This window comes from Bacillus sp. JJ864, assembly GCF_036963045.1.
GTDB lineage: Bacteria > Bacillota > Bacilli > Bacillales > Bacillaceae_G > Bacillus_A > Bacillus_A pseudomycoides_C.
The window spans coordinates 1-5341 of record NZ_JBALLY010000162.1; the positions used below are offsets into that span (position 1 = coordinate 1).

Annotated in this window: 5 protein-coding genes and 1 pseudogene; 3 read left to right on the forward strand and 3 right to left on the reverse strand. The window is 31.5% G+C overall.

Features of this window, described 5'->3' with window-relative positions; genetic code table 11:
- The first annotated feature begins 105 nt into the window (after positions 1-105).
- The gene (locus V7024_RS21100) at positions 106-1035 is read left to right on the forward strand and encodes a GNAT family N-acetyltransferase (protein ID WP_335523565.1); all 930 of its coding nucleotides are present in this window, start codon (positions 106-108) and stop codon (positions 1033-1035) included.
- Positions 1036-1267: 232 nt separating this feature from the next.
- Here the strand turns inward: V7024_RS21100 and V7024_RS21105 are convergent, their stop codons facing one another.
- Positions 1268-1708: a GNAT family N-acetyltransferase gene (locus tag V7024_RS21105; RefSeq protein ID WP_335523567.1), complete on the reverse strand. Its 441-nt coding sequence runs from the start codon at positions 1706-1708 to the stop codon at positions 1268-1270.
- 113 nt (positions 1709-1821) lie between these two features.
- Entirely contained in the window at positions 1822-3165 is a 1344-nt protein-coding gene (locus V7024_RS21110; protein ID WP_335523568.1) for a PLP-dependent aminotransferase family protein, read from the reverse strand.
- Positions 3166-3290: 125 nt separating this feature from the next.
- Between V7024_RS21110 and V7024_RS21115 the strand changes: the two genes are divergently transcribed.
- Positions 3291-4223, forward strand: a complete 933-nt coding sequence (locus tag V7024_RS21115; RefSeq protein ID WP_335523571.1) for a DMT family transporter — start codon at positions 3291-3293, stop codon at positions 4221-4223.
- Between the two features lie 68 nt (positions 4224-4291).
- On the opposite strand, the pseudogene V7024_RS21120 reads toward V7024_RS21115, so the two are convergent.
- A pseudogene (locus V7024_RS21120) lies at positions 4292-4711 on the reverse strand (carboxymuconolactone decarboxylase family protein).
- A gap of 121 nt (positions 4712-4832) precedes the next feature.
- Here V7024_RS21120 and V7024_RS21125 point away from each other — a divergent pair.
- The gene (locus V7024_RS21125; protein ID WP_335523573.1) at positions 4833-5273 is read left to right on the forward strand and encodes an Lrp/AsnC family transcriptional regulator; all 441 of its coding nucleotides are present in this window, start codon (positions 4833-4835) and stop codon (positions 5271-5273) included.
- The last annotated feature ends 68 nt before the right edge of the window (positions 5274-5341 follow it).

Here is a 5341-nt window from a genome sequence, read left to right on the forward strand (position 1 = left end):
CAAATTAGCGCAAGAACCAATTCACCTTGGCGGTTACAAAAGATTGTTTTTTATGGTAATATAAGGATTTAAGGCAACGTATTTTAGTTTAAAGGAGACGTTTACATGTCAGCAATAAGGATTGAGAAGGCTTCTATTATAGACGCTGAAACATTAACAGAAATTTCGAAAAGAACCTTTGATAAAGAAGCAAAAAAATGGCTCCCAGATCACGAGAATATAATTGACTATAACATTCAGCCACCAGGGTATGCTTCAATTGAAATGACCAAGTATATGATCAAGGAGTTAAATTGCTTCAAAATTCTATACAACGAAACGATTGTCGGTGGAATTATTGTCACAATTTCAGGTCATTCTTTTGGTAGGATAGACCGTATTTTTGTAGATCCTAATTATCAAGGGAAAGGCATAGGGTCAAAAGTCATAACTTTGATAGAAAAAGAGTTTTTAAACGTAAGGACTTGGGATCTTGAAACATCTAGTAAACAAATCAACAACCACTTCTTTTATGAAAAGATGGGATATGAAGCAACCTTTAAAACAGAAGATGAATATTGTTACATAAAAAGAATAGAACCTTCATCAGGAATAGAAAACTTAGTTGAAAATGAGGATATTTCAGATACCCAATATGAAAACTGTAATATGGCTAAAACGGAGTGTTATCAGGTAACTCTAGAAGGCAGTTCTTTTAGCAATAGTAACATGATGAGCAGCCATATTAACAACTGTAATTTTAGTCATTCAAAGTTACACAATATAAATTTTAGAAACACATTGTTTGCCGATCTAAATTTTTCTAACAGCGAAATGGCTTTTGTAACTTTAAATGGGGTTCGTTTCATTGATACAAATCTTGAAGATGAAGATAATCCAATTACATTTAAAAGATGCAATCTTAAAGGAAGTAAAATAACTTATAGTAACCTTAGGAATGTGGAAATACAGCAAAGCGATATAACAGGTATGAAGATAAACAATATTCCTGTTGCAGATCTTCTTGAGTTGTATAATCAAGTAAATAAAAAGTAATCAATTTATGCCTTATTTAATAAAACAAAAATATATTCTCTTTCCAACACTACTGCCCTGTTAGTTCAATAACATGAACCGAAATCTCTTCTTTAAGCATTTCGGTTCATCATTGTTTCAAACCAGCACTTTTATTTTCTAATAGCCTTCAAAAATTAGATTTTGATAACATATGTTAAACAAAATCTTAAAGAAAAAAGCCGCTTTTCTGTACGCTAAGGAATCGACTCTTTTATGCTCTTTCTAAACTAAAGTGCTTGTTAGTTCGTAATTCGTTTCTAAATTCACATAGAAAACGTTCTACACCTGGATACTTTTCACCAAGACTTGTTATCTCGAAACCGTATTTTCGATAAAATTCCACTACGTCATTATCCGTCTCAGCATAAATCAATGGATATTTAATAGAGATATAATTAATCATATTGCTACCAATACCTTTATCTCGTTGAACTGAAGATACTGCAATATGTTTAATTTCACATTCTTTTACGCTAATAATTTCAATGCCTATACAACCAACAATTTCTCCATCAAGCTCCAAACTATATAATTTTCGATTTAATGATTTTAAATATTTTCCATACTCTTGCTCCACTTTAAAATCTGATGTGGCAAAGGATAAAAGTTTCCTTATAGATGGATGAATCGTTTTCGAATTAACTTCTTTCATAAACATCACCTTTTCTAAAGCACCCGTTAAGTTTAAGTACATTTCTTCATAATCTTTTTTCTATCTTAACATAAATATCCATTTCAAAAAATTATAATAACCCTGCCTTTGATTTATACACGTTGCATTTTATCAATAATCTTACATACCCCCTCTTCAATCTGTTCTGTTTTTACATTCGATACATTTAATTTTAATATTTTTTCTTTTTGAAACGAGGATAAATAATTTTTCTCAATCGGATCTAGTAATACTTTATTTTGTAGTAACTCTCGAATAAGCGCTTGAACAATAGTCTTCTTATTTAGAATGATGTGTGTATGTACACACGGCAAATTCGCATCGTGATATTGAAATAACTGTTTGCTCATACTCCCCCATTCTTTCAAAGAAGTGGCTAACTTCTTGGACCTTTCATAATAAGAATCACGAATTTTTTGCTTATGCCGATCAAACATCCCGCTTTTTATGTAAACTTCTAGAGCTGCTTGTGAAATCATCGAGCTATCAATATCTTGTAATTTTTTATATGTTAAGAAACTTTCAGTTAAACAATCAGGTATCACGGCAACACCAACCCGGAGCCCTGGAAAAATAATTTTAGAGAAACTTTTCAAATAAATAACATGGGAGGAATCATCATAACAATACATCGGATCTGCTTTACCATCTCTTTCTAAATCAGCTAAATAATCATCTTCCACAACAAACACATCATACTTCTTCGCTAAACGGACAATGGCTTCCTTTTCTTTTTTAGAATACGATGTTCCTAACGGATTATGAAATCTCGGCATTGTATAAAAGAATTTAATATCTTCTGTTTGAAAAATACGTTCTAATTCGTTTAAATCGATTCCTTCGGCTGTCCGTTCTATGCCAATCACAGTGATGCCGTGCGTTTCTAAATATTCGATAAACAAATGATAACTTGGCTGTTCAATTAGAATCGATTTCTTCTTATTTGGAAATGGAATCGAAGTTAACAAAGATAATGCCTGCTGCACACCTGATGTAATAAAAATGTTTTCTTCATTCGTAAATACTTGATAGTTTGCTAGTTGTCTTTGCACAACTCGAATTAACGAAGGCAACCCTTTTGGAGTCCCATAAATAAATAAGTCATTTTTGTATGTATCAATTGCTTTATTTATGCAATGCTGAAAATCCAAATATGGAAAAACATCTGGATCAGGTGAAGATGTTGCAAAATCTATGACACTACTATTTCTAACATGATTTTCGTTTGTTTTTTTCACAACATAGTATCCGCTTTTCAAAACGGAGTAGATTATATGTCTTTTTTCTAACTCTTGAAGGGCACGAATAATGGTACTTTTCGTGCATTGATAACGCACACTTAATGATCGAATAGACGGTAATTTATCCCCTTCTTTTAATTCGCCAGTTTGAATTAACCTTTCTAAATCATTAAAAACAATTAAATATTTATACACGCTTACACCTCTATCTATTTTTGTACCGGTACAGATCATATTTATTTGTATTGTAGCACCCACAAGAAAACATTACCATTTACATATACTGGCCAGTAAGAAAATTGATGATACGAGGTGTGATTATGTTACAAATTAAAAAAGCTTACGCTGCAGCAATTCTATATACATCCATTATTGGTTTTTCATTTATGTTTGTAAAACTTACCCTTACAATTACAGGACCATTGGATACATTAGCTCATCGATTTACTGTTTCTTTTCTAACCGCATCTATTCCAGTCATATTCGGTTTTATCAAATTAAATATTACATTTAAAAATATGCTTTCTATTTTACCTGTAGCCATTCTATATCCAGCATTATTCTTTACGTTTCAAGCATTTGGATTAGTGTATACATCTTCTTCTGAAGCAGGAATTATTCAAGCTACCATTCCTATCTTCACAATGGTGTGCGCCTCTTACTTTTTAAAAGAACGAACAACGATTTGGCAAAAAATCTCGCTCCTGTTATCAGTATCGGGCGTCATTTACATTTTTGCGATGAAAGGATTAGGCTCTCATACTACTAGTTTTACCGGTGTTATACTTATTCTCTTATCAGCATTATCATCAGCTGGTTATAACGTTCTAGCACGAAAGATGACCAAACAATTCCGCTTAATCGATGTAACTTATATGATGACTATAATTGGGTTTGTTTGCTTTAATACATTATCTATCGGAAACCATATTGCAGCAGGAACTATACATCTATATTTTCAGCCCTTTACAAACTCGTTATTTCTAGTTTCCATCTTATATTTAGGAATCCTTTCATCACTGTTAACAGCATTCCTATCAAATTACGCATTATCCATTGTAGAAGCTTCAAAAATGAGTGTATTTAGCAATGTGTCTACTTTAATTACAATGTTCGCTGGTGTCATCTTCTTACAAGAAGAGCTTGCGTATTACCATATTATTGGGGCAATCATAATTATACTCGGCGTATTAGGTACAAACTTTTTAGATGAAAAATTTGTGTCTGCAAAGAAGAAAAATGTTAGCGTATAAAAGAAAAGGCCTGTTTTGAATCTAATCAAAACAGGCCTTCAACGATGTTAGATGCTCCATTCATTATTTTACAACTGCTCTTGTGCCTCTAATCTAAGCATCGCTCCAAAATATTGCGAAGCAGTTGTAAAAGCAATAAATGCACACAGCTCACATATTTCTTCTTCACTTAAACATTCCTTCAAAATATCAAAAGTTGAATTTGATATCTCTCCCTTTTGCTTTTAAAAAACTTCTGCAAATCCTATAGCAATTGAAATTTTTTCATTAAACTTATCAAACTCAGGTTTTCCTTTCGCTTTACAATACTCACAGCCATTACTTTGCGCTAACGTTCTCCTTACTTGTTCCTTTAACTCAGCAGAAAGCAATCCATCTTTTTCTAATACATCTCCTAAGTGAAACCATCCTTTCATCACTTCTATGTTATGTCCTAAAAGTCTTTGGAATGGTATTTCTCCGAAATTCGATTCATCAATTCTTGCCATTTAAAGCACCCCCTTGGTATATTAATTATAAAAAATAAAATTATTAAATCACATTAAATTAACAATGAATCACCCGAAAATATTTTAAATAATTAACGAAAAAAGAGGATTTCTTTTAAAAATGAAAATAGATAATATTGATAAGAAAATAATAGATGAATTACATAAGAATAGTCGGTTATCAATGAGTGAAATTGGAAGAAGAATTAATTTATCTTCACCTTCCGTAACAGAACGTGTAAGACAAATGGAGTCATTTGGAATAATTAAAAGATATACCTTAGAAATTGATTATGAAAAATTAGGGTTACCAATCCAGTGTATAATAGAAGAAACAGTTAAAAACGGAGACTATAAATCATTCAAAAATTATATAGAAAAACTTCCAAACGTAGAATTTTGTTATCGTATAGCAGGAAATGCTTGTTACATGCTAAAAATGCAATTTGAAAATTTCGCTAAAGCGGAGAAATTCATTGAGGATGTAAATCCATTTACACATACTGTTACACATTTTATTTTTTCGCCTGTTCAAACAAATTTACGAATTAATGCGGACTAAACATCCACTTGAAAATTACTAAAGTTTATTAAATTAGCCTAAATCTTTAGTGAAAGAATTCCAAAAAG